Raw genomic sequence first — 25648 nt, 5'->3', positions numbered from 1 at the left:
TTTTGAAGAAACAACCAGATTGAATTACAGAATCGAGGAATTAGGAAACACACTATCGATGTACATATGATATCAAATTTACAAATACGATTACAAGTGGGTAGAACGGATGAAAATGCCATCCTCTGTATATTCTTCAAGCAGTGGATGTAGGATCCGGACCTCGTGCACCCGACTTGATTGCGATTATTCTCGATGCATCGAATTCAATATAGGTTACACGAAATGGCTATGGGGAGGTGTCCGGTATGACGCAGAGAGATAACAGCCACGGGTTAAAGTTAGAACAATTGCCGTTTGACATCGATTTTGAAAATGAGGTCAGCCGGATGGAAGATGGTAGCCTCGCACAGATTCGAACTGTGGTCGCAGGATCCAGAGTCCCGCATGATTGACCGCTACACTACGAGGCTATCGAATCCCCCGATTCGGTCGTTGTTCTTAAAGGTATCTATGATGCGACTCTTAGACCCAGTGTGGATGGTGTCACATCAGGCGTCCGATCGCCCTCACCAAAGCATTGGGTTGCCCCTCACAGGTGGATTCGATGCCGTTGCCTCCTTCGAACTCTATGATACGACCCATGAGCTCCTCCTCATATCTCCATTGGACGGACATGTGACGGTTCATCTGACGGCACGCTATTATGAGGTATATCGTGGAATACAGCCCCAGTGTGAGGATCGTGAGGATGATGTGCACCCAGGCCATCCTCCTCTTTACCTGATGCTCCATCACGTTGACCTGCAGTCCGAACCGACCGCATTGCTTCTTGAATTCCTCGGAGAACTTCGTTTGGATGCTGTCGTGCTTGGCCGGGAATCTGTACACCGCCCCGACCGTGATCAGGAACTGTATCATGAGGAGCAGGAGGATCGGTGCCATGGCGACGAGGAACATCGCCGTGATCCCCCTCGTCTCCTCCTCGCTGGTCACCCTGTGTGCGAACACACCGAAGACGATGAGTATGCCCACTATGATGAGCCAGATCAGCATGGACAGGACCGTCACGGTCTTCTCGGACCTGTGTTTGGACCTTTGTGCGATGGATCTCATCTCTGACGAGTCTCCGCCATGGTAGTCAACGAAATCGGACAGGGAGTTCATCCACACGATGTCCCGCTTCAGATGGTTGCTGTTGCGACGCGTCACACAGAACACCATGAAGCTCATGACGGCCGACTCCAGGATGAGCGCGGATACGATCATCGCGAGTGCGCACTCTTCCATATCCTCTTGTTGGAAATGCACGTATCCGTTCTCGCTGTTTATGACGAGGATGCATGCTGAGATCACCACACCCATCACCAGTGGGAGGATCAGGGATGCGATCATCAGGGATGGTTTGAGGAACATGTCCTTGTCGCTTCTTCTGACCACGCAGTTGACGAAATCATCTGCGGCGGTGTTCCTCTCCATGTCCTCGGAAATGTAATATCAATAGAAAAACATCACCCAGTATGGCGGGATCGAGGGAATGGCGCAGGAGAGCCGTCGAAGACGCGAACATCCCTGAACCGGGTGTCAAGAAGCCGTGGGCGGTCATCGTAGCGGAGTGCTTCCTGCTATTCGTCCTGGGGCTGTACTTCGCGAAGGTATGCGTGCTCTCCATGGGTCTGATAACCGAGGTGGGCTCATCCAGGATCATGAGCAAGAACCTCTTCGTCTTCCTCTGCGAGATCGTGATGTTCTTCATAACGGCCGATGCCATGCTGGGTCTGTCCTCGAGAAGGCCTAAGGGATGGAAGAAGGCGGTTCGCGGTTCCATGTTGCTATTGTTGTTCACGCTCATAGGCAGCTTCTTCGGCGTCACCGGTTCCGTATCCGTACTGGTCACCATCAATCCTGTCATAGTGGTGCCCTTGGTGCTCTTCGTTATACTGCTGATGCTATTGCCATCAGTGCGCAGATATTATGTGCCGCCGATGGAGTGCGAGAAATCCCTGCTGTCGTGGATAAAGTTCTCCTTCGTGTCCGAGCTCTATCCGCAGGGGAAGTACCGTATATCATACCCGGACGGCGACGAGCGCAACTGTGTGGAGGTCGACTCGGGAAGAAGGCGTAGGGTCCGTCAGAGGAGTTGAGTGATGCAACCTCTCGTGTGATCGGTTTATCATCTCTTGGTCTCGGACCACTGCTTAATGGTGTCCGCACGCCTGTATTGGCCCATACGGTCCTCCGGAGAATATTTCGGAGGGACCGGGCATGATGTTTTGACGCCACACTCTGGACATGTATCGTCCAGAGTGTAGTGGCCGCAGCCATTGCAGCGTCTTATGCGGGAGCTCATTTGCTCTCGCGCTTCAAGGAGGCTGTGCCTCCGTTGGAGATGAGATCGTTGATGGCGGCGTTGGAGATGTCCTTCATGATCTCCTCGGCCTCCTTGTATTCGGGGGCCCTTACGACTACCCTGTACCTGGGGCATCCGACGCAGGTGATCTCCGCATCGGCGCCGTCCGCCGCCGCAACCCCCTTCAGTAGGGCATTGCGGACGAGCTCCATCCCGTTAGGGGCGGAGGATGTCAGCTCCAGGATGCCGTCGATCTGCACGGAGGGTGCAGCGACGTTCTCCTGGGCGACCTCCATGAATATGTCTATCCACTCGCCGTCGTAGTCCTCTACGAACGCCTCGGTGTCCGCGACCGCGGTCTCGAACGCATCGTACAGGGACTCGTAGTCCTCCAGCAGTTCGTTTCCGAACAGGTCGTAGGCCTTGTCTATGGAGATCTCCATCCTTTCGGCGACGATCTCCACGAGCTTCTCGGCCTTCTTCTCGTTCTTCCACTGCTGGATCTTCTCTCTCTTTTGATGGTCGTTGACGGCCTTCAGGGAAAGGTCGATGTGGCCCTTCGAGGAATCCACGCCCAGGACCTTGCAGACTACCTTCTGACCTTCCCTGACGTAGTCCCTGATGTACTTTACCCAGCCAGTGGCAACGTCCCGGACGTGGACGAATCCTTCCTTGTCGTCATACTCATCAAGTGTGACGAAGGCACCGAAGTTCTTTACGTTCTTGACGGTGCAGACGACGAGCTCGCCATTCTCCGGGAAGCCTCTGACTCTTGCCATCAGCCGACTACCTCGAGGATCTCGCCTTTGATCTCGCCGATTCCGCCCCTGGGGACGACGAGGGTAGAGCCACACACGTGGCAGGGGACCTTTGTGGCGGCCTTCTTGAATACGATCTGTTCTGCGCCGCAGTCGGGGCACTTAACTTTGATGAAGTCACCGGGCATCTAAATCACTCCGTAAGCTCGAACTTCTTTGCACGGATGCAGGGGGAGATGTTGGCCTTCTTGCACTGGGTGCATCTGTACCTGAGGTTGATCCTCTTGGTGGGCTTCTCCCTTCCTTCGGGCTTGGGCCTCGGGAAACCTCCGTATCCGGCGGTGACCTTTCTGAATCTCCTCTGTCCCCACTTGAGCTCGCTGGCTTTCTTCTTCTTGACCCTCTCCACTTCCTGCTCGGTGTGCGCCTTGCAGTAGGGACAGTATCTCTTGATTGTCCTGGGCATCTTCATTTGAATCACCTAGAATGTGAACGGGGACGTGCTAATAGGGGGGTCCTATATAACTCTAATCATTCCACTTCGCTCGCGCGACTTATATCGCGTTGTAGAAGGGATCCCTCACTCGTCGGCCTTCTCCTCCGACATACGCCTCACGTTGCCGTCGGAGTCGCAGATCAGGACCTCGAACGCGGTGTTGAGGAAGAGTCCGTTCTCGATCACGCCGGGGATGACATCGATCCTGGATTCGATGAAGAATGGGTTGTCGATGCCGTCCGGGAACCTGCAGTCGTAGATGTAGTTCCCCCCGTCCGTGACGAAGGGCCTCCCGTCCTTCATCCTCATGACCGGCTCGCAGCGCTGTCTCCTGAGTCCGACGCTCGTGTGCCCGTTCCCGAACTGCAGGACCTCCACGGGGAGCGGGGCCTTGGTCCCGAGCTTCTCCACGAGCTTGGACTCGTCGGCCACGATTATCTCCTGGACCGTCGCGGCGGCGACGATCTTCTCCCTGAGGAGGGCTCCCCCGAGACCTTTGATGAGGTTCAGTTTCGGATCCACCTCATCCGCTCCGTCTATGGTGACGTCTAGCTGCTTCACGTCATCGATGTCGACCACGGTTATGCCGCATTCCCTGGCGAGGTCCTCGCTCTGGACGGATGTGGCCACGCACGTGAGGTCGTATCCGTTCTCGTTGACGAGCTGTCCGATCCTCTTTATCGCGTAGTATGCGGTCGATCCGGTGCCCAGTCCGACGTTCATGCCATCCTTGACGTATGCGTCGACTGCCGTCTCCGCAACGATCCTCTTCATCTCAGCGGCTTCCAGGGTCATGGTCAGTCCCTCATCTCCCGAATGGCCTTAGGTATAATCTCTTTTCTCTTGACGTAAAAGCACGGTTATATCCGATGCCGACATTGGCATCGTCCATGAAGCTGGCATCCCTATTCTCCGGCGGCAAGGACTCCATGTTCTCGCTGTACCTCATGGAACAGATGGGCCACGATGTCCCGTACCTGGTGAACATAATCCCCGAGGATGCGGCTTCGTGGATATTCCACACACCGAACCTCTCGGTCGTGCCGCTCATGGCCGAATCCATGGGCAAGGAACTCGTCACGGCGACCAGCTCCGGGTCGGAGGAGGGCGACATGGACGGGCTCCGCAGGGCCTTGGACGGCCTAGACGTGGAGGGGGTCATCTCCGGTGCCATCTGGTCCGACTACCAGTGGGACAGGATGAACCTGGTCTGCGGGGACCTCGGCCTGAAGCTATTCGCTCCGCTCTGGAGGAAGGACCAGGACATGCTCATGGACCAGTTCCTCGATTCCGGGATCGAGGCGGTGGTGGCGGGATGCTACGCGGAGGGTCTCGGCGAGGAATGGCTGGGCCGTCCGATAGACCGCGGGTCGGTCGAGGACATGAAGAGGGTCCGCGAGAGGACTGGGATCAGTATAATGGGCGAAGGTGGCGAGTACGAGTCGCTGACCATCGATTCCCCCATGCACCGTGGGCCTCTCGAGATCCTCTCCTCGGAGAGGGAGTGGTCCCGCACGGGAGGGACCCTGAGGGTCACCTCCGCCCGCATCGGAGAGCGGCGGGCCTGAACGTCCTGAGCCTCATGGCGTTGGACACCACGGATATCGACGACAGGGACATGGCCGCGGCGGATATCATCGGCATCTGGTCCACGAGCCCGTCGAACCCCAGAAGGACCGGCAGACCTGCGGCGATGGGTATGCAGACCGCGTTGTAGGCGAAGGCGAAGAACAGGTTCTGCCTGATGTTCCTCAGCACGGCCCTTCCGATCTCCAACGATGCCGGGACGTTGCGCAGGTCATCGTTCATGAGGATGATGTCCGCGGACTCCATCGCTATGTCCGTGCCGGACCTCACGGCTATGCCGAGGTCCGCCTGGGTCAGTGCCGGGGCATCGTTTATCCCGTCCCCCGTCATGGCGACCCTCCTCTGCGAGACCTGGAGGTCCTTGACGATCTCCAGCTTGTCGCCGGGTCTCGTCTCCGCTCTGACCTCCTCTATGCCGAGCTCGGACGCGACGTGCATCGCCGTGCCCGTCCGGTCCCCCGTCACCATCATGACCCTCATGCCGTCACCTTTCAAGGATGCCACGGCCCCGGGGCTCTCCGCCCTTATGGGGTCCGTTATCCCGATGGCCCCGACGTACCTGCCGTCTATGGACACCATCACGCGGGTCTCCATGTCACGGTCCCCGTCGGCATCCTCGGGGACGTCGATGCCTCTCTGTTCGAGGAGAGGCCTGTTCCCGATCAGGACGTCCATGCCCTCGACGACGCAGGATATCCCCCCGCCCGTGATGCTGGAGAACTCGGAATGCCCTCTCTTGGGGGCCCCGATCCCCTCGGCGTGCCTGACTATGGCCTCGGCGAGCGGATGCTCCGAATCCGATTCGGCGGCCGCGGCGATCGAGATGAGCTCGATGTCGTCCATGTCGGATGACACGGACACCACTTCCGGATGTCCTATCGTGCACGTCCCAGTCTTGTCGAGTATCACCGTGTCTATCCTGGCGGCCTCCTCCAGGGATGCGGCGGTCTTGTAGAGGATCCCGTGCCTCGAGCCTATCCCCGTCCCGACGACGATCGCCAGGGGCGTAGCGAGTCCCAGGGCGCACGGACACGATATGACCAGGATGGACACCGCGATCTTGAGGCCGAACTCCAGGCCCCTTCCGGATAGAATCCATCCTATGCAGGAGATCACCGCTATCGCTATCACGGCGGGGACGAATACGGACGCGACGCGGTCGGCCATCGATGCGACGGGGGCCTTCGTGCCTTGGGCGACCTCCATCATGTGCGCTATCTGGAACAGGACGGTCTCGTCGCCGACCTTCTCGACCCTCGCCCGGATGCTCCCAGACCCGTTGATGGTGGCCCCGTACACGGTGTCACCCTGTCTCTTCGAGACTGGGATGCTCTCCCCGGTCAGCATGGACTCGTTCACCGAGGACTCACCGTCTATCACGACGCTGTCCGTCGGGACCTTCTCGCCGGGACGGATCAGGATGACGTCACCGGGGACCAGGTCCTTCGAGGGGACAGAGGTCTCCACGCCGTCCCTGATGACGGTCGCCTCGTCGGGAGCCATCTCCAGGAGCTTCCTCAGGGAGTCGTTGGTCCTGTACTTCGAACGGGATTCCAGATACTTCCCGACGCTCACCAGTGCGATGATCATCCCCGCCGAGTCGAAGCTCAGCGTATGCATGGCCGACGCATCCCCGGACCAGACGTTGTACGTCGCATACAGTCCCATCACCACGGATGCCGTGCATCCCAGGGAGACCAGGGAATCCATGGTCGGATTGCGGGAGAACAGTGCGGGGAACCCCTTCTTGAAGAACCGTCTCCCGCCGTACAGGATCGGGACCAGCAGCGCTATCTGGAGCAAGCAGAACGGGAGAGGCTCTAGACCTATGTCCAGTCCGAACATGTGCCCCATTGCCACGATGCTCAGGGGTATGGCGAACACTATGGATATGAGCAGGTCGCGCTTCTGCACCCTCAGGGCATCGAGCTCCTGCTCGTCCGCCGCATGACGGTCGTCGCTGATCACCTGGTAGCCTGCGGACGTGATCGCACGGATCATGTCCGATTCCGAGACCTCGTTCTCGTCGTAGGTCACGGTGACGGTGTTGTTCCCGATGTTGGCGCTGCATGATGACACGCCGCTCAGTGAGCGTACCGCATTCTCTATGCGGCCGGCGCATGCGGCACACGTCATGCCGCCGATGTGGAACGTGCGCGTCCTCATCGGAACAGTCCACGCTTCACGCTTCCGCGGAATCCGGCATCCACGACCGCCCTTATGAGGTCCTCATCGGACGCGCCCTCATGCTGCACCGTCGCAGTGCCCTTCTTGAGATTGACATCCACGGACTGTACCCCGGGGACCTTCTCCACGGATGCCTTCACGCCGCTGACGCAGCCTTCGCACATCATCCCGTCGATCCTGATGGTCGTCTTGGTCATGCCCCCGATATCGCGTCATAGGATATTTAGGAATGCCTATAACGGGGGTTGAAGCGACGGCCGGGTCACACGATCTCGGCGAATTCCGACATCGGTCTCCTCTTGCCGTGGTTGTTGGACGTCTCGTCGCCCCTGTATCCGACAGCCAGGATCCCGGAGACCTCCTCGGTATCGGACAGTCCGAGCTCCTCCTTCAGGACGGAGGGGTCGAAGTACCCTATCCATACGCTGCCCAGTCCGAGCTCCTGTGCGGAGTACATCATCTGGGTGATGACTATCGATGAATCGATGTCACCGAAGCCCTTCCCGTCGAAGGGCCTGACCCATGCCCTGTCCCTGTCGGATATGACCACGAGTCCCAGCGGGGCCCCGTATAGGTTGACCGTCCTTCCGATCTTCTCCAGGGCCTCCCTGGACACGGCCGCGAGGACCCTGGAGGGCTGGAGGTTCTTGGCGGACGGTGCGATCCTGCCGGCCTCCAGGATGAGGTCCAGCTTCTCCTTCTCCACTGGCTTGGGCAGATACTTCCTGGACGAGTACCTTTCGTTGGCGAGGTCGTTGAATGTCATGCCGGGGAATGGTCGGACGCGTATAAATCGTCAGTCCAACGAACGGAGTCCGGTGGAAGGCCTCTTCCTGCCCTCGTATTCGAGGACGAGTATGGTGATGTCGTCGAACTGCTCCGCATTGCCTACGAACGTCTTGATGTCCTCGCGTATGACCTTGATCTGGTCCCCGATGGTGTTCCCCGCGGTATCCTCGAAGACCTCTCTGAGGCGGTCGCTCCCGTAGAACTCCTCGTAGGAGTCGTTGGCCTCGGTGACCCCGTCCGTGTAGATCATGATGCGGTCGCCCGGGCTCAGCGTGATGGATTCCACCCTGTACTCGGCGTCGGGGACGACTCCCAGGACAGGGCACGGTTCCATCTCCACGTACTCGGCCCTCTTCGTCTCGTATCTCCACACGAGAGGAGGGCAGTGTCCCGCGTTCGCGAAGTCTATGGACCCGCTGTACGTGTCCATGATGCCCAGCCACGACGACACGAAGAGCATCTGGTTGTTCTCCTTCGCGAGTGCGTTGTTCACCTCGGTGAACACCTCGGCCGGGTTCGACCTATGTACCGTGTGGTCCTCCATGAGAGCCTTCGTCCTGGACATGAACAGCGCTGCAGGGACGCCCTTGCCGGAGACGTCGCCGACGGACAGGGCGATCTTCCCGCCGTCCAGGATCATGAAGTCGTAGAGGTCTCCTCCGACGTACTTGGCGGCCTCCATGACGCCGTCGATCCTGACTCCCATGCCGTCAACGATGTCGAAGTCCTTGGGGACCAGCCCCATCTGGATCTGTCTGGCGATCGCCAGCTCCGCGCGGTAGGCCTGCTTGTCCTTCGTCAGGGAGTCGATGTCCTTCACGTAGTTCGCGACGTTGCGCGCCATCTTCTCGATGGATCTCGCGAGGTCTCCGACCTCGTCGTTCCTCTTGAGATAGGGCTTGCACTTGTCGTGCATGTCGTCGGCGCTCATCACCGCCTCCGAGACCACGAAGTCCTTCGTGTTCCTCGCCATGCTCTTCATGGGGTCCACCACGCTGCGCTCGATGAACTCCAGGAAGAACAGGATCACCGCAGAGAGCGCGATGGCGGCCAACGTCAGGTACGTGTATGCCGACAGGTCCGCTCCCAACACCTCCGGCGGTATGCCGCCGAAACCCTCGTTGGCATATGCCAGGTCCATCATGAGCGGTATGTCGCTCAGGAGGCCTGCCTGGAACAGGGCCATTATGGCAGCCAGTATCCCGAGTCCCAGGAAGTTGAATATTATGATTATGCGGTCGTTGACCTGGTTGTCGAACGTGTTTATCCTCTTGCTGGCATTGTATGTGGGGCGGTCCCTCTGACGGACGCTCATGGTGGGCCTTATGCACACGAACACCGAAAGTGCCATCACCACGACTGTCCCGATGACGATCGTCGCATCGTTGAATCCTGACAGCACCATGACCACAGGTATGGAGATCCCGGCAACGAGGAACACCTTCGGGTCTATGCGGTCAAGGGCATCCCTCTCCATCTTGATCCTGGGGGTCCAGTGCTGCATCTTCAGGGTCCCTGTGACGAGTATGCAGACCATGACCAGGACGATGGACGTGGGCAGAGTCGACATCAGGGTGTACAGGCTGCGGATCCAGACCTGTTCGGGACCCACTATCGCCATGTAGGACATATGGTCGATCGACGTGTAGATCACCGAGGAGACCACCATCACGATGAGGACCTTGGCCATGTTGTGGCTCGTGCCCAGCACCGGGACCTTGGGACGTACGTCCTGCATGGTGGAGTACCAGACCCTGTACGGGATGTATGCGAGCATCAGCGAGTTGAATCCGGTGACCACGGACAGCGGGAGGTCCACTCCCGTGCAGATCCTGAACACCACGCTCGCCACGGAGCATCCAAGCGCGCCCCACGGCCCGAACAGCAGTCCTATCGCGGGGAACAGCCCTAGGGAGAGCATGAGGGACGACGGCAGCATGTCCATCAGCGTCATCGACAGGAGCGCTGCTATGAATGCCCCTGCGAGCGTCTTCAGACCGCGTCTGTCAGTCAAGGTCTCCCTGTCGATGATCATGTCCTCACGATACGGTGCTGCCCTTCTCTATGGCCTCTATTATCCTCGATATCTCCCTGTCAGGGTTCTTCCACATTCCGGGGGTCCACACGCGGTGGATCCTCCATCCTCTGGACTCGAGGTATTTCTGGCGGTGGTAGTCCCTCTCCCTGGTGGATGCGGGCAGCGAGTAAAGATGGCTGTCGCACTCTATCCCCAGGATGAACCTGTTGTTCTGCTTCACGGCCAGGTCTATCTGGTAGCCGCCTATGCCGACGTTGCGCTCGATCGTGTATCCCTTGCGCGTCAGTGCGTTGTACACGCGGTCCGCGATCTTGGAGGCATCGATCTCGTCCGGGACGGACCAGCGCTCGTCCCCGAACGATTTGAGGATCGAATCCGCCATCTCCTTGTCCTCGTCGCTGACGGCACGGGCGTACTGCAGGTATTTCTTCAGGATCCTCGGCCCGTCGTTCTTGACGTTGTCCACCTGAAGGTCCTCCGGCTCGAACGAGGTCACGATCAGGATCTTCTTCTTGGCCCTGGAGATGGCGACGTTCAGGCGGTTCTCGCCTCCGCGGTTGTTGAGCCAGCCGAACCTCTGCATCAGCTTCCCCTCGCTGTTCTTGGCGTATCCCACCGAGAACATGATGACGTCGCGCTCGTCCCCTTGCACGGACTCGATGTTCTTTATGAACAGGCCCACGTCCTCGCCGTTGTCGAACCTGCGCATCTCGTCGTTGACCGCCTTTCCGAACGACGGGTCGGACGCGCACTCCTCGTCTAGGACATCGCTGATCAGGTCCCTCTGGGACGAGTTGAACGTGATTATGCCGACGGTCTCGTTGTTCCTCCTGTTCAGGAAGAACTCCTTCAGGAGCGCGACTATCCTCTGGGCCTCCGCCATGTTGGACTTGTCCTCCCACAGGCCGTCCACCCTGAACACCTCTATGGGGGGCCTCTCAGGCTCCTCGACGTTGGGGGAGACGTACAGCCTCCCTCCGTAGAACGCATAGTTCGAGAACGCGATGAGCTCCTCGTACTTGGAGCGGTAGTGGAAGTTCAGCAGGATGGAGTCGTACCTGGACCTGGCCAGGTCAAGGAGGCTCTCCTCCTCCAGGGCGGCGGACACCAGGTCCTCCGGATCGTCCTCGTCGCTGTCGTACTCGATCCTTCCGACCCCGAGGGAGGACGGGCGGAGCTGCTTGTGGTCCCCGGCGACTATGACCTTCTTCGCGCGATATATGGACGGCACGCCCTTCTCGACGTACATCTGCGACGCCTCGTCGAATATGAGCATGTCGAATATGCCCATCTCCAGCGGGAGGATCTCGGACACGACCTCCGGGGTCAGGAGCCATACGCGGACGCCCTTGAACAGCTCGTACCCGTAGCGGTTTATGAACTTGTTCAGGTTCCACTTCCTCTTGGACTCCACGATCCTGTTTATGTCCCCGCGCCTCTTGGACTCGGTGATGTATTTGAGGTTCTGCTGGAGTATCTCCTCCACCTTGTCCTTGCAGAGGTCCCTCTTCTCGGCGATCTTGCGGTCCATGTCCGCTATGATGGACTCGAAGTCCCATATCTCCTGCATGATGTCCTTGTGCGAGGCATCGAACCTCTGAAGGTGCTCGTTCAGGATCCAATCGAATATGCGGTCGTTCGAGTCGGAGTACGGCATCTTGGTCTCCGAGGATATGCCGAGGATGTCCTCGCCGTAGTTCTTCTCGTGATTCGTGAGTCTGGAGTAGACGGTGGCCCTCGCCGAGTATGTCTCGTAGCCGTCCATGGCGTCGAAGAACAGGCGCGGGTTGTCCATGATGGCGTTGATGGTGTGCTCGTTGTAGTTGGAGAAGTACCTGTCGGCCATGGCGGTCGTCTCGCGGGTGATCTTCCCCTTGGAGAACAGCTTGCTCATGAATCCCTTCGTGCGCCACTCGACGAGCTGCTTGTCGAGGTCCAGTAGGTCCGCCTTCATCTCGCCTATGTTGTACTCGGACAGGTCGGGCTTTACCTGGGTCATCCAGGGGTACTTCTGCACGAGTTCCCTGTACTCGTTGAAGTTCCTCATCAGGACCGGATCGCCGAACTTCCTGTGGAGCTCCCTGACCTCGGCGTACTTGAGGTCCAGCAGAGAGGGCTCTATCCCCTCCTTCAGGATCCTGTACTCCTCGAACTGGCGCTTGTCGTTCAGATCGAGCCACCTGTCCATGGTGTACAGCTTGTACGGCTCTATGCCGAACTCCCCGGGCTTGTACATTACGTCGGCGATGTTGTCCAGCAGCAGGACGTCGTTGTCTATGCTGTCGGACAGTGGATCGACGTCCTGGACGGATTTGGGCACGCCAGTCTCCAGCATCCTGCCCAGCTGTCTGTAGAAGCTGTCCTTGTTCCCGACGTCGTCGATCTGCAGGCAGTACTTGGACAGGGTCCCGAGCCTCGAGTACACGACGTCGAGGGCGGTCTTCTTCTCCGAGACCATCAGGACGGTCTTGCCCTTCATCACGGCGGACGTGATCAGCCCGGTGATGACCTGGGACTTCCCTGTCCCGGGAGGTCCTTGGACGACGATCTCGTCGCCTTTGTCCATCGCCGTTATGATGTTCTCCTGGGAGCTGTTCAGCGAGTTGATGTATATCAGGTCCCTCTCGGACGCCTCGAGCCCCTTCTTCTCGATCTCGTCCTCGGACAGGGGGAGAGGATAGTCGGACAGGTAGTCGCTCTTGTTCAGGTCCACGATGAGGTCGTTGAGGATCCCGTTGATCTCCCTTCCGGCCAGCATCCCGTCGAAATCCTTCTGGATCGAGCTGGAGTATGTGGGATATTTGCCGATCAGGATGTTCGGGACCAGCTTCATCTCCCCAGGCTGGTACTTCGGGAACTCCCCTGCCTTGTACTCGATGAACGGCAGAGGGAGGCTGTACGCGTAGTCCAGCCTTATGCCGTTCCTGTTGTAGAATTCGACGAGCGAGGACAGGAACGACTCCGCGCTGTAGTCCTCCAGGATGTTGTCCGGGAGGGGGCGGTTCTGACCACCGGCCTTGATGAACCCCAGTATGAGGGTGTTGTTGTAGATGGCATCCCTGGAGTCGTCCATCTTCAGCGTTATCACGCGGGTGTCCTTCTCCAGTATGACCGGGAACAGTGCAAGGGGTGCGCGTATGTCCAGGTCCCCGTCGGGCATCTTGCCCTCCACGAACGGGTAGGCGACGTAGAGGTCGTACTGACCCTTGTCTCTCTGTTCCCTGTTGACCTCGCGTATGATCTCGTTGAGATGCTTGTACGCTTTGGCCGCATCCTGCCCCTTCGCGGTGTCCACGAGTTTCAGGGACCTTTTGTTGCCGAACACGAGGCCCATGATGTCCGCATTGGGCAGCATCATGAGGTCGAACGCGTTCTTCCTGGAAAGCTTGGGTTGGAACAGGAGCCTGTTGGCCTTGTTGATGTTGATGAGCTTCTTCTCGAGCTCCCTGAGGGTCTGGGCCGCCTCGGCGTCTATGTTGGACCCGTTGGCCGCGGTTATGGCGTACTTCTTCGTTATGTCCAGGAAGTCCTCGCCGTACAGTTCCACGAACCTCTGTCCGACGCCTACGATTGCAGAGAAGTCCTCGACCTTTGTCGGCACGCGTTGTGCCATCTCTCTCAGAGCCTCGTCGGAGCATACCTGCGGGACGCGTCCGTTGGACAGTTTGCGCTCGTCGCGGAGCATCTCCCTGAGCTCATAGAGCTCATCGTAGAGGTCATCTTCCAATCCCATGACATGCTATATAACGTGCAGGTTAGTAAACTTGATGTTCGGCCCGTCCGGAGGAGCTTTCGCGGAGTGCCAGATGAGGGGGACCATTCCATACCATCGTATGACAATCCGCAATGTTTAACCGTAAATCGACATGCTAAGCCCATGCTTAGCATCGGAATCAAAGGATCCCGCAAGGTCATGGTCGACGACAGCAATACCGCAGAGGCCCTGGGCAGCGGAACGCTCCCCGTGTTCGCGACACCCGCCATGATCGCGTTGATCGAGGCGACCGCGAGCCGGAGTGTCGCACCAGAGCTCGACGACGGGAACAGCACGGTCGGCACGCATCTGGACATCGCCCACTCGGCAGCCTCCCCCATAGGAATGGAGGTCACCTGCGAGACCGAGCTGGTGGAGGTCGACCGCAGGAGGCTGGTGTTCAGGGTCTCCGTGTGCGATGCCAAGGGGGAGGTCGGTTCCGGCATGCACGAGAGGTTCGTGGTGGACGATGTCAAGTTCATGTCCAAGGCCACAGCCAAGCTGGATTGATCGGAACAGGCCGAACTCGAACAGGAGCACCGGGAGGATCAGGCATCCGCACAGGATCACCCTCCCGGTCCCGAACAGTCCCGGAAGGACCCCCACCATCGTGGAGCATAGCAGCACGAACATGCCCAATGGGCCGTTGAGCATCAGGGTCAGCGTCACCAACAGGATCAGGACCGTCCTGCTCAGCCTTCTGGGCCTTATGCCGCCGACGATCCTCGTCATGAGCCTTCCGCACGATATCGTTATCCAGTATCCCAGCAGCGATGCCACTGCGGAGGACAGGAGGAGCAGGAGGAACGTGGGGGACATGAACCCGTTCAGAGAGCTCCCAGTCATCTCCCCTATGACCAACGCGGTCCCGGACCTGCCGTTCCCAGAGACCGAGAGGGTGACGAGCGACAGTATGGAGGTCACGGTACCGATGGATGCCACGGTCGATATGAAGTGCGTGGGCCGTCTCTCCGGGAACATCACGGCGGACATCGAGGCCCCGACCGTGGCGGTGATTCCGGGGAACCATCCTGCCAGCGTCCCCATCGCGACCCCTTTCAGCCCGGGCAGGTGACCTGTCGGGTCCTTGATCCTGTCATACTGCTTCGGGATCGCGGTCCCATCCGAAGCCTCCATCATGACCGGTATGCCGAACAGTCCCGTGAGAAGGGGCATCATGATGCTCCCCTCCCCGAGCATGCCGTCCATCTGGACCGGGAGGACCATGCATCCAAGGCCGAGCGCCCCCGACAGCAGGAACAGCAGCACCCCCCAGATCCCGGTCCCCCTTCTCCATTCGTCCGACAGCAGGACGGCGCTCGCGATCAGGAGGACCAGGGGGGTCAGTCCGTCCAGGAACCCCTCCGCACCGTTCAGGAGCAGCCATTGGAGGGGCAGCGCCATCGCTATGGATGCGGAGCATCCCACCAGGCTCCCGATGGCCGCGGAGCGCACCGCCTCCATCCCCCTGCCCTGAAGGAGCAGGCGATGTCCCGGAAGTACGGATACGGCATCCTCGGAGTCCGGAGCCCCTATGAACACGGAAGGGACGAAGTCCACATACGAATGGACGACCGATGCGGACATCACGCAGCAGGCCACGGCCACCGCTGAGTCGGACGGTTCCAGAGGTATCATCGCCTCTATGGCGGGATATGACGCCAGCAGCAGTGCGGCCAGAGTGTTGACGTGTATACCGGGGACCATCCCGCTGAACGTGCCTATGGCACAGCCTAGCAGCGCCGTCAGAACGCAAAATGCCGTCAGGGTCGGATCCATGACGGACCCTTCCGACCGGGATTGATAAACCAGACCCCGGGAGTAACCATTACTCGATGCTTATCGTCGGTCTGCCGTCCCTCATCCCGACAGGAAGTAGATAGCGGACAGGGGCCCCGATCTCTTCGGACAGGCCCTCGGGGTCAGGACATCTGCAGAACACCGCGATGACCTCCGTGACCTCGATCCCGGCATCCCTGAGGCTCTCGACAGCGGCCTTCACGGTCCCTCCGGTGTCGATCACATCGTCCAACAGGACCACGCGTTCCCCGGGTCCGACGGAGTTGACCGTCATCACGGATTCGGAGTAGCCCGTCCTCTGATGGACCTCGACCTCGCCGGGGAGTCCGTAGCGCTTCTTCCTCACCACTGCGAAGGGTATGCCCGTCCTCAGTGTGATCCCGGTGGCAAGGGGTATCCCCATGGCCTCCGGTGCGAGGATTACATCGCAGTCCAGGTCCGACATCTCCACTATGCCATCGAGGACCTCGTCCAACAGGTCCCTGTCGATCCTCGGGAATCCGTCCGACAGCTGAGTCACGAAATAGGGATATCCTCCGTAGTCCACGACGGGGCCTTCCAGGAAGCTCTTCGCCAGGAGGGGGAATTTCATGTTTGGGACCATGGGCGACATAGATTTTAATGAAGTAGTAGATGGGCCGTCGATTCAAATGGATGTTGGCGAAAGATTGGCCCTCGTGACCAGGAACACGGTCGAGATCGTTACTGAAGAGGAGATAAACAATCTTCTGAGAGAGAAGGAGCATCCCACTGCGTACATCGGTTTCGAGCCGTCGGGACTCGTGCATCTCGGATGGGTGCTCGTCGCGCAGAAGATAAGGGACCTGGCGGAAGCGGGTTTCGAGGTCACCGTGTTCTGGGCCGATTGGCACGCGTATATCAACGACAAGCTCGGCGGCGATCTGGAGAACATCCGTTCCTGTGCCCGTTACATGGAGGACTGCTTCATCGCCCTGGGAGTCCCCAAGGACAAGGTCAAGTTCCGCTATGCCAGCGAGGTCCTGTCCGACATAAGCTACTGGGAGAAGGTCATAAAGGTGGCCAAGGTCACATCCCTCTCGAGGGTCAAGAGGGCCATGACGATCATGGGAAGGTCCGAGGACGAGGCGGAGGTCGATGCCTCGAAGCTGTTCTATCCCATACTCCAGGCCACCGACATCTTCTGCATGGATGTGGACCTGGCATATGCGGGCCTCGATCAGCGCAGGGCGCACATGCTCGCCCGCGATGCCGCGGACAAGCTCGGATGGAGGAAGCCCATCGCTGTCCACACCCCGCTGCTTCCCGGACTCAAGGGCGGCAACAGGATGGATCCGGTCGAGTCCAAGATGTCCAAGAGCGACCCCTCCGGAAGCATCCGCATCCACGATACCATGGAGGACATATCCTCGAAGATGAAGAAGGCGTACTGCCCTCCCGAGCCCGAGAACGAGGATGTCAACCCCATCATGATGCTCGCCAGGTACGTCATCTTCCCCAGGGAGGGTTCGATGCACATCGACCGTCCCGAGAAGTACGGTGGTCCGATAGACTACTCCAGTTATGATGAGCTCAAGGCTGCCTACTACGGAGGAGGACTCTCCCCCGTCGATCTCAAGTCCGGTGTCGGGGCCGGTCTGTACAAGACCCTTCAGCCTGTCAGGGACTATTTCGAGCAGAATCCCGAGAACTACGATAGGCTCAAGACCATCGTAGAAGGCCTGAAGAAGCTCAGGTGAGAAACCGTTTCCGCTCGGGGGCCGACCGCTCCCGAGCTCGTTTATAGTTTATCTGGGTAGTCTGACCGCATTCTCTCTGGAGCGTATCTCCCTCAGGAGGTCCTTCGTGTTCTCCATGCATATCATGAGCATGGCCTCCACGTCCCCCGTCCCGTTGAGTCCGGCAGCTCCGCCGTGACCTCCGCCGTCGCACTTGGTCTCCCCTCCGACGCGGGACATTATCTCTCCGAGGTGTATCCCCTTGCGAACGGCGTCCTGGGTCGCGCGGCCGCTTATGCGGAACTCCGAGTCCCTCTGGGACCCGACGAACGCTATGTCGGCTCCAGCATCGATCATCGCCCTGCAGGATGATGCCTCGAAGCTTCCCGCATTGGACGTGGCCACTATCATCTGGCCGATCCGTTCGTACTTTATGCGGCTGACGGCCTTCAGCATGGCGATCCTCTCGGATATGCTGGTCTCGGACTCCACGAGGTCCATGGCCTCGTCCATCCCGATGTCGAACCTCTCCATGAGGTCGGAGAAGGACGAGAGCAGGTGCGGTTTCGCGAACTGGAAATGTCCGCTGTCCGTGAGCATCCCGCCGAGGAGCATGATCGCCGCGTCACGTGTCATCTCGACCCCTGCGACGTCTATCAGCTCCTTCACGATCTCGCAGCATGATGTGCGTGTATCGTCGCAGTGGAACAGGGGGACGCCATCCCATCTGCCGGTGGCCTTGTGGTGGTCTATGACCACGTCCACGGTCAGTGTCCCGGACGGGACTAGCTGTTCCGGGGACGACGTGTCCACGACCACGCGCATGTCGAATCCCTCGCCAGTACCTTCGCGTACGGCGGTCTCCATCTTGGCGGCCACCATCTTGGACACGCGGTCCAACCCGTCGGGTGCGAATATGGCGCATCCTGGGAAGCATCTCGCTATGGCGTATGCGGACCCGAGGGCATCCATGTCCGCGTTCCCGTGGACAAGGATCGCTTTGATCCTGTCATCGGACAGTGCTTCGGCTATTGTCTTCAGATCGCTGTTCATACGATCGGTTCCTGCGTGTGATCATCTGCACCCACTTGTTCTGTCCGAGGCCGGTGATCAGCACGTCCGAGTTGTACAGCTTGACGGTGATCAGCACGGTGACGATCGCGAACACGGCCATGTACGCTATCCCCGCCAGCACCAGCGTGACATCCCCGTACATGAGCGCCTGCATGGCCATCATCGGGTGTGAGAACGGGATCGCGAAACAGACTCCCTGGATGACCGCGCCCGTGCCGTACCATCCCGTGAACATTATCACGAACATGGGGATCATCGCGAGGATGCTGAGGGGCATGGTCATTGTCTGAGCGGACTTGTAGTTCTTGGAGAAGGCCCCGAGGATCATGCATATCCCCAGTGCACAGACTATGGACAGGAACATCGAGACCATGACGAGGGCCCAGTCGGTCATGTCCAGGGACATGCCCAGCGCCTCCAGGTTCACGTCCCCCGTGGCTGATGACAGCATGCCCGTCATCGAGCCCATGTATATGCTCATCCCGACCATGTAGGCCAGTCCGTAGATGAGTCCGACAACCGCTGCGGCGACTATCTTCCCGGCGACTATGGATGTCCTCCTGATGGGCAGCGTGAGCAGCGTCTCCAGGGTCTTGTTCTCCTTCTCGGAACCCATCGAGCTGATCACTATGCTACCGACCATCATGATGATTATCATTATCACGATGGGTATCATCATGGTCTGGCTGCTGACCATGGATGATATGTCCCCTGGTGTTATGCCGGTCTGGAGCTTGCCGTCGACCACCGTGACGATGGAGTCCCCCGAGGATGTGAGCGGATTGGTGAGGAACTCATAGTCCTCCCCTCCCTTCTCGGATATGAGGATCCTGGACAGGTCCTCGTTCAGCAGGGAGATCACGGTCGACATTATCGCGGATCCGACTGTCCCGAACATGCCTGTCGGCTCGTATATGTAGAGCTGCTGTATGCTGACGCTCCTGGACTCGGCCATGGACTGTCTGAACGTTTCGATGTCGGGGAACACCAGTGCATTGGCGATGCCGCGATCCATCATCTCATCTACTATCGTGTCATCGGACGCGGTGGTCGAGGATTCGAGCACATGGATCTTGTCCACATCCTCCCCGTAGTAGTTCGTAAGGGACCCTATGGGATTCCAGACGACGGTCCTCGTCTCCCCCTGTTCGTCGATGTAGGTGTATTCGTAGTATGTGCCGTCGTCCGCGACGATGGCGATCTCGGGAAGGGCGGTGCTCTTCTCCACCTCCCCTCCGATGAGTCCGCCCAGGCCAGCGAACAGGACGACCATGATCAGGATCGAGGCGACGGATCCCGGGGACAGCATCTCCTTGATCTCCTTCCTCATGATGTTGGTGATGTGGCTCATCCTTTCACCGCCTTGACGAAGACCTCTTCGAGTGTGTCGACCCCGTATTCCTTCTTGAGGTCGTCCGGAGCACCCAGGAGGATGAGGTTGCCCTGATCGATCATCCCTACACGGTCGCACAGCATGTCCACCTCGAACATGTTGTGAGAGGACATTATCACGGTCACTCCCGAGGATGCTATGCTTCTGATGACGCTCCTGACCTCGTATGCGTTGATGACGTCCAGCCCAGAGGTGACCTCGTCCATGATCGCAAGTTTTGGGCTCGGCATTATCGCTCTTGCGATGAGCAGTCTGCGCATCATTCCCTTGCTGTACGTGTCCACCTTGGAGTCTATCCTTTCCCCAAGGTCCGCAAGCTCCATGCCACGTCCGACCATCTCGTCCTTCCTCTCGCCGGACGCGAAGAACGATGCCATGAACTCAAGGTACGCACGTCCTGTCATGTCCTTGTAGGCCCCGGCATCCTCGGGAAGGTAGCTGATAATCTTCCTGACCTCCTCCGATTCAGTGGCCACGTCGTGGCCGAACACGGATATGGTCCCAGACGTGATCCCGAGAAGCGTGGATATCATCCTGAGCGTGGTGGTCTTTCCGGCACCGTTGTGTCCTATGAGTCCGAATATCTCGCCTTCGCGGACCGTCAGGGAAATGCCATGCACAGCCTCCCTCTGGCCGTAGGATTTGCGGACATCTCTCAGTTCGAGTGCATCCATGCGGGCGAAGTCGGTCTTATCATTCTTAACCTTTGGCAAAGGTCCTTGTGAGAATATGTAAATGGTTTGTGGAGGAGGTTCACTCCTCGTCCGCAGGTCTTGCCGCCATGTTGCCCATGGCAGCGTTGATCGTGTCGGACAGGACCTTGAACTTCTCCTGGAGGGTCTTCTCCTGGCGGTCCAGGCTGGAGATCCTGACCTCCATCGTCTCGACGGATTCCTCGATCTCCGCTCTCAGGGACTCCTTGTCCTCGACCTTGATGAGCAGGGATCCAGCAGACTTGTATACGTCGCCGGTGGCAGAGTTGAGCTCGTCCAGTGTCCTCGTCATCTCCCTCCTCTGTGCATCGTACTGCATCTTCTGAGAGGAGACCGCCTGGAGCTGTTGCTGCACCTGCTGGTACTGTGCGATCTGGTTCTGAAGCTGGGGGCTTATGCCGTTCATTCATCTCACCTTGGCGATGTGTTCCACTTTCTGCACGACGATGACGCACTCGAGATACGAGTTTAGCGCCGCCCTCATCGCTGAAGCGTCCGTCGCCTCTATGTCGACGACCGCCGCATCCCCATCCATCCGGATGGAGGATCTGGTCCGGGGCAGTTCCCTGCCTGACTCCGGACCGATGGACTCGGCGACCGCTTTCGCGCTCGACCAGTCCATCCTGAGGGTGGCTCTGTACATCGTTCAGTCGGATTTCAGCGTCTTCTTCACGTTGGGTCTGTCCTTGAAGAAGATCTTGGATCCGCACTTCTCGCACTGGAGTCCGAGGGAATTCACATTCCTCACGGGCTCGTTGCACTTGGCGCATCTGTACATTGTGGCCTCACTGCTCGCTTACCTGGGAGATCTCCCTCTTCGTCTTGGGACTGTATGCGCCGGCAGCGAACTTGGTGCCGCAGTGTGCGCAGTACCAGATGCCGGAGCTCTCCCTCTTGACGGAGGCGTGGTGGCAGACGGGGCACTCGTGCTTCTTCTTCTGCTGTGCCTCGATGTTCTTGATCCTGTTGCGGACGATAACTCCGTACCTTGCTCCGAACCTTCCGGAGCTTCCCGCTTTGACTGTCCTTTTTGCCATTTGGGGTCACCCGATGATTTTTCTGATCTCCGCGCCGATCTCCACAGCTCTGTCAAGGCACTGGGCGAGCTCGTCAAGGGTGATCGAGCCGCATCCGCCTTTCTGCATCGCTCTGAAGTTACCGTTGTCGTCGGTCGTGACCGTAAGACGCGCGGTTGAAATCTGCTCTTCGTCGTAGTCGGGGTCGACTATTAAAGTGTTTCCGACTTTGGCCTCCGTCACCGAGATGGGGGTGCAGGTGATGGGGAGGGGTCTGTTCTCTCCCTTCCCGTACTGCTCTCCGGGGATGACGGCGTTCTTCAGGGCACACACCGCTGCGAGATTGGCCGCATCGAACAGGTTGCCGTCGTAGTCGATGGCGTAGATGTCGATGTAGCACATCCATACCTCCTCCCCGGGGGTGATGCAGAGTCCTTCCACATCGACCATCCCGGATTCGCGGATCCCTCTGTCGACCACACGTGCCAGCTCGATCGCGTCCTCCCCGGGGGGACCGGACTCGAATGTGGAGTGGGCCATGGGGATGAGCTCCATACCGGTGGTGAGCACCCCAAGGTTCGGGGTGTCCCCGAAGGGGGTACCGGGGATGATCTTGATCCCGGCGATGACGGTCGTCCTGCCCATTTGGACACGGGCGGACCCGTCCGCGGACTCTATGAGGCCGGTCTCGACCTTTATGTCCCTGAAGTCCTTGACGCCGCGTCCGTCCTGCCTCTCGCCCTTGTCCAGAAGGCGCATGATGTGGTCGCGCTTGATCTCGGACATCATTTCATTGCTCATTGGGATGCCTCCTGGTTCTTGGAGTAGCGTCTTTTGAGTGCATCTACCTGGAGGTCGTGTACCTCGTGGCAGGCATTCACCGCGAGCTCGATCGCGTGATCGAACTCTGCGCGGGTCATGTTGCCGTCCATCTGAAGGAGGACGATCTCATCGGTCGACGGGACGATGGCTATGGGCACATCGGCCTGACCGTAGTTGTCCTCCTCCTTGTTGAGGTCGAGAAGCACGTTCCCGTCCGCCTTTCCGGCGGCTATGGCGGGGACGATGTCCCTCATCGGGATGCCTGCGTCGGCGAGTGCCACGGATGCGGCGGTCAGTCCGGCGCATCTCGTCCCTGCGTTCGCCTGGAGGATCTCGATGTACACATCGATGGAGGCACGGGGGTAGAGCTCCGTCAGGACCACCTTCTCGAGGGCCTCCGCGGTGATCTTGGAGATCTCGATGCTCCTCCTGTCGGTCCCGGGCCTCTTCCTGTCGGAGACGGAGTACGCCTCCATGTTGTATTTCACCTGCACGATCGCCTTCTGGGGGTTCTGCAGGTGCCTGGGGTGGCACTCCCTCGGTCCGTACACCGCTGCCAGGACCTTGTTCTTTCCAATCTCTACGTATGCCGATCCGTCCGCATTGTGCAGGACTCCGGCCTCGATCTTGATGGGCCTGTGCTCCTCGGCGGTCCTTCCGTCGATGCGCATGCCATTCTCGTCGACCAATACCATATCAGTGTGTCCGCTCATGGTCACTCATCCCCCTCTTCTTCGTCGCTCTGGGGGAGCTTGTTCTCAATAAATTCTTTGATCCTGTCGGTGAGGTTGCTGCACTGGGCCAACTCCTCGATCATCATCACTGCCTTGGCGGCGACATCGGCGTTCTCCTCGTCGCCGTCAATCCAGACCATCCCGTTCTGTCCAACGGTGATGCGGCAGTCTGTCATGTTCTTCAGCATCGAGATCATGGATCCCTGCTTGCCTATGACCCTCGAGACCTTGGAGTGGGAGATCTTCACGAGCCTCCCTCCCTCCAGCTTCCTCAGTCCGGAGTCCTTCATGGTCACCTGTATCTTCTTGCTCTCATCGACGGACAGGACCTTCAGCAGGACGACGTTGCCCATCCCGAGGTAGCGCGATGTGTCTCCGAACTCGACCCTCCAGGGGACCTCGTTGACGTGGAGGGGCGCAGGATAGGGCGCCCCGATGTCGACGAGCCAGTTGGATGGCCCGATGTCGACGATTACTCCTATGACCGTGTCTCCGGAGGAGGGCATGTAGCATCCCCTCAGGGGGATAACGCCCACCGTGTTCTGGAACACGTTGCGGACCCCCATGACGCTGGCGCGGACCTTGCCGTCCTGGACGTATGCATAGTCCCCCGGTTTCATGCCGGTGCCGTCGAGCACGTCGCCCGGAACGACGATTTCGCGCGTCTGTCTGGTGTTTCTTCTTTCCATTCGTATCACTCTGCTTAAATTTCATTCGTTCACGAGCTTGACCGAGGCGCTGCCCTTTGTCTTGTGCTTCAGTTTCTCCGTCAGCTCGGTAATGGTCCCTGCGGGGATCTCCATGCTCCCGATCCAGTCCCCCTCGGGCGTCCATATCTCGTGGTCGACGACGCCGAACGATACGATGTCGTCGTAGCAACGTCCGTAGTCCGTTCCCTTGAGCTTGATCGCGATGCGGCTCCTCTCGAACCTTATGGGTATGAGGGGGCGCAGCAACTTCATGGCCTCCTCGATCTCCTTGTCCAGTGGCTTGAACGCATCGACGTGGAACTTGGCCTCCTCGAGCGCCAGTTCGATCCTGGTCGGGGGATGGGGCGTGTGGGTCTGCGGGTTGATCGCATTAGCGGCGATGTACGCGATGACCTGGTGCCTCTTCGCCTCGAGCATCTCCTTGCGCTGTTCGGCCGTTACCTGGACCTCGCCCTTCTCGAGGATCTTCCTGGCGATCTCGGAGATATCCGTCGTGCCGAACGCTTCCGTGACCTTGTCCTCTGGAGGTCTGGTCCCTTTGGAGGCGTTCTTGAAGACATCCTCGACGGCCATATACTCGACGACGTCAAACTGCTTGCCCTGCTTTATCAGGTCGACGACCTTCGGATCAAGAAGGATCTCGAACGTCTCTCCGTGGGATTCCAGGCGTGCCACGATCGCATCGTCGAGGTTGACCATGGTGATCACTCACAGTTTGCCGATGAGGTCGGAGACCCCGTCCACCGAGAGCCTTCTGAACTTCTTTCCGATCTCGGCGACACCGATCTCCACGGTGTCTGCGTTGAGCTTCTCTTCCACCGCGGCGGAGAGCGCCTTGAGTCCGAGGGTCCCCGCCTCTTCGAACGACATGCCGTCCTTGAACTCCTTCTCGAACAAGTCCATGACGGCAGGACGTCCGTTGCCTATGCCGGTCGCCTTGTATGCGACCAGGGCACCCGAGGGGTCGGTCTCGAACAGGTGTGCGCCGAGGTCGTCGGTACCTGCCACGAGCAGTGCTGTTCCGAAGGGGCGTGCCCCGCCGTACTGGGTGAAGTTCTGTTCGTAGTCGCAGATCTTCTTGACGAGCATCTCGACCCCGATGTTCTCTCCGAAATTGACTCTGTGGGTCTGGGCCTGCTTCCTCGCTTCCTCGACAAGGACCCTGGCGTCGGCGACGAGACCTGAGGTTGCGCAACCGATGTAGTCGTCGATGTCGTGGATCTTCTCGGTGGACTTCGGTTCAAGAAGTTTGCTCGAGACTCTTCTGTCCACGATGAGCATGACTCCGCCGTCGTACTTGATTCCGATTGTCGTGGAACCCTTCTTCACGGCCTCACGGGCGTACTCAACTTGGAAAAGCCTTCCATCGGGGGAGAAAACTGTGCTCCCCCTGTCATAAGCCATCTGTCCGGGTTGCATAAAAAGACCTGCTCCTATTATTCTAACGCGCCTTGATGAGGGGCGCAGTATAAAGCGTTTGGGAACTAGGTCCGTTCCGTCCGTGATCGTTTGCGGCGTTTTCTCGGAGCATTGAGCTGCGGATGTCTCGTACGAAGCGTTTTGAGGGTTCCGGAGCAGTCGAATGCGACAGATCCCGTGATCCTCGTGGACATCGTATCCTCCAGCGCTTCCCGGTCTTCGGGGAGGGAGCGGATCACGGCGTATCCTTTCCCGCACGTTATGACTTTGGCAGATCCAATGTCGGACACGGCCGTTTCCGCAGTACGTCTGTCCGTCCCCAAAGGCACTTCGAACGCGGTGTACCGCCTTCTTCCGCGCTTGGATTTCAC

The 25648-nt window shown here is 58.9% G+C and carries 28 protein-coding genes, 1 tRNA gene and 1 pseudogene; 4 read left to right on the top strand and 26 right to left on the bottom strand.

What is annotated here, in order from left to right:
• Positions 1 to 337 precede the first annotated feature (337 nt).
• Positions 338 to 413, bottom strand: a tRNA-Gln gene (locus V5D86_RS09085).
• Between the two features lie 73 nt (positions 414 to 486).
• A complete protein-coding gene (locus V5D86_RS09080; RefSeq protein ID WP_414596367.1) occupies positions 487 to 1419 on the bottom strand; it encodes a hypothetical protein in 933 nt (310 codons plus the stop codon).
• A gap of 41 nt (positions 1420 to 1460) precedes the next feature.
• Between V5D86_RS09080 and V5D86_RS09075 the strand changes: the two genes are divergently transcribed.
• Positions 1461 to 2084, top strand: coding sequence for a hypothetical protein (locus tag V5D86_RS09075; RefSeq protein ID WP_414596366.1), 624 nt, complete (start codon positions 1461 to 1463; stop codon positions 2082 to 2084).
• Positions 2085 to 2113: 29 nt separating this feature from the next.
• Here V5D86_RS09075 and V5D86_RS09070 read toward each other — a convergent pair whose 3' ends face one another.
• The 5 genes from V5D86_RS09070 to rpiA form a co-directional block, all read right to left on the bottom strand.
• The gene (locus V5D86_RS09070) at positions 2114 to 2290 is read right to left on the bottom strand and encodes an RNA-protein complex protein Nop10 (protein WP_414596365.1); all 177 of its coding nucleotides are present in this window, start codon (positions 2288 to 2290) and stop codon (positions 2114 to 2116) included.
• Positions 2287 to 3069, bottom strand: coding sequence for a translation initiation factor IF-2 subunit alpha (locus V5D86_RS09065; protein ID WP_414596364.1), 783 nt, complete (start codon positions 3067 to 3069; stop codon positions 2287 to 2289). The genes V5D86_RS09070 and V5D86_RS09065 overlap by 4 nt, the downstream gene beginning before the upstream one ends.
• Positions 3069 to 3236, bottom strand: coding sequence for a 30S ribosomal protein S27e (locus tag V5D86_RS09060; RefSeq protein ID WP_414596363.1), 168 nt, complete (start codon positions 3234 to 3236; stop codon positions 3069 to 3071). Before V5D86_RS09060 ends, V5D86_RS09065 begins: the two co-directional genes overlap by 1 nt.
• A gap of 5 nt (positions 3237 to 3241) precedes the next feature.
• On the bottom strand, positions 3242 to 3520 hold the full coding sequence (locus V5D86_RS09055) for a 50S ribosomal protein L44e (protein WP_414596362.1): 279 nt from the start codon (positions 3518 to 3520) through the stop codon (positions 3242 to 3244).
• 108 nt (positions 3521 to 3628) lie between these two features.
• Positions 3629 to 4339, bottom strand: a complete 711-nt coding sequence (gene rpiA / locus V5D86_RS09050) for a ribose 5-phosphate isomerase A (RefSeq protein ID WP_414596361.1) — start codon at positions 4337 to 4339, stop codon at positions 3629 to 3631.
• A gap of 95 nt (positions 4340 to 4434) precedes the next feature.
• Here rpiA and V5D86_RS09045 point away from each other — a divergent pair, with 95 nt between their 5' ends.
• Positions 4435 to 5112 carry a diphthine--ammonia ligase gene (locus tag V5D86_RS09045; protein WP_414596360.1) on the top strand — a complete coding sequence of 226 codons (678 nt, stop codon included), beginning with the start codon at positions 4435 to 4437 and terminating at the stop codon, positions 5110 to 5112.
• On the opposite strand, the gene V5D86_RS09040 is transcribed toward V5D86_RS09045, so the two are convergent.
• From V5D86_RS09040 to V5D86_RS09020, 5 genes are all read right to left on the bottom strand, one after another.
• Positions 5078 to 7297: a heavy metal translocating P-type ATPase gene (locus V5D86_RS09040; protein WP_414596359.1), complete on the bottom strand. Its 2220-nt coding sequence runs from the start codon at positions 7295 to 7297 to the stop codon at positions 5078 to 5080. The two genes, V5D86_RS09045 and V5D86_RS09040, sit on opposite strands and share 35 nt — an antisense overlap.
• Positions 7294 to 7515 carry a heavy-metal-associated domain-containing protein gene (locus tag V5D86_RS09035; protein ID WP_414596358.1) on the bottom strand — a complete coding sequence of 74 codons (222 nt, stop codon included), beginning with the start codon at positions 7513 to 7515 and terminating at the stop codon, positions 7294 to 7296. Before V5D86_RS09035 ends, V5D86_RS09040 begins: the two co-directional genes overlap by 4 nt.
• A 65-nt stretch (positions 7516 to 7580) precedes the next feature.
• Positions 7581 to 8084, bottom strand: a complete 504-nt coding sequence (locus V5D86_RS09030) for a nitroreductase family protein (protein ID WP_414596357.1) — start codon at positions 8082 to 8084, stop codon at positions 7581 to 7583.
• Between the two features lie 30 nt (positions 8085 to 8114).
• On the bottom strand, positions 8115 to 10142 hold the full coding sequence (locus tag V5D86_RS09025) for a PP2C family protein-serine/threonine phosphatase (protein WP_414596356.1): 2028 nt from the start codon (positions 10140 to 10142) through the stop codon (positions 8115 to 8117).
• A gap of 4 nt (positions 10143 to 10146) precedes the next feature.
• Positions 10147 to 13878 (bottom strand): AAA domain-containing protein, encoded by a 3732-nt coding sequence (locus tag V5D86_RS09020; RefSeq protein WP_414596355.1) that lies wholly within the window; start codon positions 13876 to 13878, stop codon positions 10147 to 10149.
• Between the two features lie 144 nt (positions 13879 to 14022).
• On the opposite strand from V5D86_RS09020, the gene V5D86_RS09015 reads away from it, so the two are divergent.
• Positions 14023 to 14409, top strand: a complete 387-nt coding sequence (locus tag V5D86_RS09015; RefSeq protein ID WP_414596368.1) for a thioesterase family protein — start codon at positions 14023 to 14025, stop codon at positions 14407 to 14409.
• Positions 14410 to 14475: 66 nt separating this feature from the next.
• On the opposite strand, the pseudogene V5D86_RS09010 reads toward V5D86_RS09015, so the two are convergent.
• Positions 14476 to 15678 (bottom strand): annotated as a pseudogene (locus tag V5D86_RS09010) (tripartite tricarboxylate transporter permease); the annotation flags it as partial.
• Between the two features lie 49 nt (positions 15679 to 15727).
• Complete coding sequence (locus V5D86_RS09005) at positions 15728 to 16291, bottom strand: adenine phosphoribosyltransferase (RefSeq protein WP_414596354.1); 564 nt, start codon at positions 16289 to 16291, stop codon at positions 15728 to 15730.
• A 58-nt stretch (positions 16292 to 16349) separates the two neighbouring features.
• Between V5D86_RS09005 and V5D86_RS09000 the strand changes: the two genes are divergently transcribed.
• The gene (locus V5D86_RS09000) at positions 16350 to 17417 is read left to right on the top strand and encodes a tyrosine--tRNA ligase (protein WP_414596353.1); all 1068 of its coding nucleotides are present in this window, start codon (positions 16350 to 16352) and stop codon (positions 17415 to 17417) included.
• Between the two features lie 48 nt (positions 17418 to 17465).
• Here V5D86_RS09000 and V5D86_RS08995 read toward each other — a convergent pair whose 3' ends face one another.
• The 12 genes from V5D86_RS08995 to psmA all read right to left on the bottom strand — a co-directional run bounded on the left by V5D86_RS08995 (position 17466) and on the right by psmA (position 25277).
• Positions 17466 to 18449: a DHH family phosphoesterase gene (locus V5D86_RS08995; RefSeq protein WP_414596352.1), complete on the bottom strand. Its 984-nt coding sequence runs from the start codon at positions 18447 to 18449 to the stop codon at positions 17466 to 17468.
• Positions 18406 to 19821 (bottom strand): ABC transporter permease, encoded by a 1416-nt coding sequence (locus V5D86_RS08990; RefSeq protein WP_414596351.1) that lies wholly within the window; start codon positions 19819 to 19821, stop codon positions 18406 to 18408. The genes V5D86_RS08995 and V5D86_RS08990 overlap by 44 nt, the downstream gene beginning before the upstream one ends.
• Entirely contained in the window at positions 19818 to 20537 is a 720-nt protein-coding gene (locus V5D86_RS08985; protein WP_414596350.1) for an ABC transporter ATP-binding protein, read from the bottom strand. The genes V5D86_RS08990 and V5D86_RS08985 overlap by 4 nt, the downstream gene beginning before the upstream one ends.
• A gap of 79 nt (positions 20538 to 20616) precedes the next feature.
• Positions 20617 to 20982, bottom strand: coding sequence for a prefoldin subunit beta (locus tag V5D86_RS08980; RefSeq protein ID WP_414596349.1), 366 nt, complete (start codon positions 20980 to 20982; stop codon positions 20617 to 20619).
• Positions 20983 to 21219, bottom strand: a complete 237-nt coding sequence (locus V5D86_RS08975; protein WP_414596348.1) for a KEOPS complex subunit Pcc1 — start codon at positions 21217 to 21219, stop codon at positions 20983 to 20985.
• 3 nt (positions 21220 to 21222) lie between these two features.
• Positions 21223 to 21354, bottom strand: coding sequence for a DNA-directed RNA polymerase subunit P (locus V5D86_RS08970; RefSeq protein ID WP_414596347.1), 132 nt, complete (start codon positions 21352 to 21354; stop codon positions 21223 to 21225).
• Between the two features lie 7 nt (positions 21355 to 21361).
• The gene (locus V5D86_RS08965) at positions 21362 to 21613 is read right to left on the bottom strand and encodes a 50S ribosomal protein L37ae (RefSeq protein WP_414596346.1); all 252 of its coding nucleotides are present in this window, start codon (positions 21611 to 21613) and stop codon (positions 21362 to 21364) included.
• Between the two features lie 6 nt (positions 21614 to 21619).
• The gene (rrp42, locus tag V5D86_RS08960; protein WP_414596345.1) at positions 21620 to 22393 is read right to left on the bottom strand and encodes an exosome complex protein Rrp42; all 774 of its coding nucleotides are present in this window, start codon (positions 22391 to 22393) and stop codon (positions 21620 to 21622) included.
• A complete protein-coding gene (gene rrp41, locus V5D86_RS08955; protein WP_414596344.1) occupies positions 22390 to 23127 on the bottom strand; it encodes an exosome complex exonuclease Rrp41 in 738 nt (245 codons plus the stop codon). Before rrp41 ends, rrp42 begins: the two co-directional genes overlap by 4 nt.
• Positions 23128 to 23129: 2 nt before the next feature.
• Positions 23130 to 23837: an exosome complex RNA-binding protein Rrp4 gene (gene rrp4, locus V5D86_RS08950; protein WP_414596343.1), complete on the bottom strand. Its 708-nt coding sequence runs from the start codon at positions 23835 to 23837 to the stop codon at positions 23130 to 23132.
• Between the two features lie 21 nt (positions 23838 to 23858).
• On the bottom strand, positions 23859 to 24557 hold the full coding sequence (locus tag V5D86_RS08945; protein WP_414596342.1) for a ribosome assembly factor SBDS: 699 nt from the start codon (positions 24555 to 24557) through the stop codon (positions 23859 to 23861).
• Positions 24558 to 24566: 9 nt separating this feature from the next.
• Positions 24567 to 25277 (bottom strand): archaeal proteasome endopeptidase complex subunit alpha, encoded by a 711-nt coding sequence (gene psmA, locus V5D86_RS08940; protein WP_414596341.1) that lies wholly within the window; start codon positions 25275 to 25277, stop codon positions 24567 to 24569.
• Positions 25278 to 25648: the final 371 nt, after the last annotated feature.

Origin of the sequence: Candidatus Methanoprimaticola sp. MG2 (assembly GCF_047501175.1) — an archaeon.
In the GTDB taxonomy this organism is placed as follows: domain Archaea; phylum Thermoplasmatota; class Thermoplasmata; order Methanomassiliicoccales; family Methanomethylophilaceae; genus Methanoprimaticola.
This window is presented reverse-complemented; position numbering and strand designations above follow the sequence as displayed.

What these genes read in the sequence shown, in the direction of transcription:
- V5D86_RS09080 (WP_414596367.1), bottom strand. Translation starts at nt 1,419, where the DNA reads ATGGAGAGGAACACCGCCGCAGATGATTTCGTCAACTGCGTGGTCAGA.
- V5D86_RS09075 (WP_414596366.1), top strand. Translation starts at nt 1,461, where the DNA reads ATGGCGGGATCGAGGGAATGGCGCAGGAGAGCCGTCGAAGACGCGAAC.
- V5D86_RS09070 (WP_414596365.1), bottom strand. Translation starts at nt 2,290, where the DNA reads ATGAGCTCCCGCATAAGACGCTGCAATGGCTGCGGCCACTACACTCTG.
- V5D86_RS09065 (WP_414596364.1), bottom strand. Translation starts at nt 3,069, where the DNA reads ATGGCAAGAGTCAGAGGCTTCCCGGAGAATGGCGAGCTCGTCGTCTGC.
- V5D86_RS09060 (WP_414596363.1), bottom strand. Translation starts at nt 3,236, where the DNA reads ATGCCCGGTGACTTCATCAAAGTTAAGTGCCCCGACTGCGGCGCAGAA.
- V5D86_RS09055 (WP_414596362.1), bottom strand. Translation starts at nt 3,520, where the DNA reads ATGAAGATGCCCAGGACAATCAAGAGATACTGTCCCTACTGCAAGGCG.
- rpiA (WP_414596361.1), bottom strand. Translation starts at nt 4,339, where the DNA reads ATGACCCTGGAAGCCGCTGAGATGAAGAGGATCGTTGCGGAGACGGCA.
- V5D86_RS09045 (WP_414596360.1), top strand. Translation starts at nt 4,435, where the DNA reads ATGAAGCTGGCATCCCTATTCTCCGGCGGCAAGGACTCCATGTTCTCG.
- V5D86_RS09040 (WP_414596359.1), bottom strand. Translation starts at nt 7,297, where the DNA reads ATGAGGACGCGCACGTTCCACATCGGCGGCATGACGTGTGCCGCATGC.
- V5D86_RS09035 (WP_414596358.1), bottom strand. Translation starts at nt 7,515, where the DNA reads ATGACCAAGACGACCATCAGGATCGACGGGATGATGTGCGAAGGCTGC.
- V5D86_RS09030 (WP_414596357.1), bottom strand. Translation starts at nt 8,084, where the DNA reads ATGACATTCAACGACCTCGCCAACGAAAGGTACTCGTCCAGGAAGTAT.
- V5D86_RS09025 (WP_414596356.1), bottom strand. Translation starts at nt 10,142, where the DNA reads ATGATCATCGACAGGGAGACCTTGACTGACAGACGCGGTCTGAAGACG.
- V5D86_RS09020 (WP_414596355.1), bottom strand. Translation starts at nt 13,878, where the DNA reads ATGGGATTGGAAGATGACCTCTACGATGAGCTCTATGAGCTCAGGGAG.
- V5D86_RS09015 (WP_414596368.1), top strand. Translation starts at nt 14,023, where the DNA reads ATGCTTAGCATCGGAATCAAAGGATCCCGCAAGGTCATGGTCGACGAC.
- V5D86_RS09005 (WP_414596354.1), bottom strand. Translation starts at nt 16,291, where the DNA reads ATGAAATTCCCCCTCCTGGCGAAGAGCTTCCTGGAAGGCCCCGTCGTG.
- V5D86_RS09000 (WP_414596353.1), top strand. Translation starts at nt 16,350, where the DNA reads ATGGATGTTGGCGAAAGATTGGCCCTCGTGACCAGGAACACGGTCGAG.
- V5D86_RS08995 (WP_414596352.1), bottom strand. Translation starts at nt 18,449, where the DNA reads ATGAACAGCGATCTGAAGACAATAGCCGAAGCACTGTCCGATGACAGG.
- V5D86_RS08990 (WP_414596351.1), bottom strand. Translation starts at nt 19,821, where the DNA reads ATGAGCCACATCACCAACATCATGAGGAAGGAGATCAAGGAGATGCTG.
- V5D86_RS08985 (WP_414596350.1), bottom strand. Translation starts at nt 20,537, where the DNA reads ATGGATGCACTCGAACTGAGAGATGTCCGCAAATCCTACGGCCAGAGG.
- V5D86_RS08980 (WP_414596349.1), bottom strand. Translation starts at nt 20,982, where the DNA reads ATGAACGGCATAAGCCCCCAGCTTCAGAACCAGATCGCACAGTACCAG.
- V5D86_RS08975 (WP_414596348.1), bottom strand. Translation starts at nt 21,219, where the DNA reads ATGTACAGAGCCACCCTCAGGATGGACTGGTCGAGCGCGAAAGCGGTC.
- V5D86_RS08970 (WP_414596347.1), bottom strand. Translation starts at nt 21,354, where the DNA reads ATGTACAGATGCGCCAAGTGCAACGAGCCCGTGAGGAATGTGAATTCC.
- V5D86_RS08965 (WP_414596346.1), bottom strand. Translation starts at nt 21,613, where the DNA reads ATGGCAAAAAGGACAGTCAAAGCGGGAAGCTCCGGAAGGTTCGGAGCA.
- rrp42 (WP_414596345.1), bottom strand. Translation starts at nt 22,393, where the DNA reads ATGAGCAATGAAATGATGTCCGAGATCAAGCGCGACCACATCATGCGC.
- rrp41 (WP_414596344.1), bottom strand. Translation starts at nt 23,127, where the DNA reads ATGAGCGGACACACTGATATGGTATTGGTCGACGAGAATGGCATGCGC.
- rrp4 (WP_414596343.1), bottom strand. Translation starts at nt 23,837, where the DNA reads ATGGAAAGAAGAAACACCAGACAGACGCGCGAAATCGTCGTTCCGGGC.
- V5D86_RS08945 (WP_414596342.1), bottom strand. Translation starts at nt 24,557, where the DNA reads ATGGTCAACCTCGACGATGCGATCGTGGCACGCCTGGAATCCCACGGA.
- psmA (WP_414596341.1), bottom strand. Translation starts at nt 25,277, where the DNA reads ATGCAACCCGGACAGATGGCTTATGACAGGGGGAGCACAGTTTTCTCC.